The sequence below is a fragment of the Cupriavidus sp. KB_39 genome (genome assembly GCF_052114485.1).
GTDB lineage: Bacteria > Pseudomonadota > Gammaproteobacteria > Burkholderiales > Burkholderiaceae > Cupriavidus.
In genome coordinates this window covers 1-366 of the sequence record NZ_JBFREV010000256.1, presented here as the reverse complement: position 1 = coordinate 366, position 366 = coordinate 1, and the positions used below count along the sequence as shown (strand labels likewise).

Below are 366 nucleotides of genomic sequence, written 5' to 3'. Positions count from 1 at the left end.
TACGCCTACCTGACGTGGCTGGACAAGAAGCTGCTGTTGTCGCAGACGCGCGCGGCGTCGGGTGCCCGCTATGCGGCCACGACCGACGCCGGCGAGGCGATGTTCTGGGACAAGGGCCCCGAGGCGCAGCTTGAGCTACCGGGCAAGCCSGCSATGRCCTGCCGCGTGGAGGCCCCGGAGTAAGCCCCTAAGACAAGGCCCGGGGMGAYCCGAGTCAGTGCGCGCGATGGGCRTCGACGTCCAGCGCCRCCTCGGCGGCATCGCCGGTCTTGCCCTTGTAGTACAGGTGCACGCCGATGGCCAGCGAGTCATGGCGAATCTCGTGCATGGCGCGCCAGGCTTCGGTCGGGTCCTTGAAGACGAGGT

1 protein-coding gene is annotated in these 366 nt (G+C 68.5%); it reads left to right on the top strand.

All coding sequences use genetic code 11. From position 1 onward, the window contains the following. A partial coding sequence (locus tag AB4Z27_RS29825; RefSeq protein WP_441646087.1) for an MliC family protein occupies positions 1-183 on the top strand: 183 nt, incomplete at its 5' end. Positions 184-366: the final 183 nt, after the last annotated feature.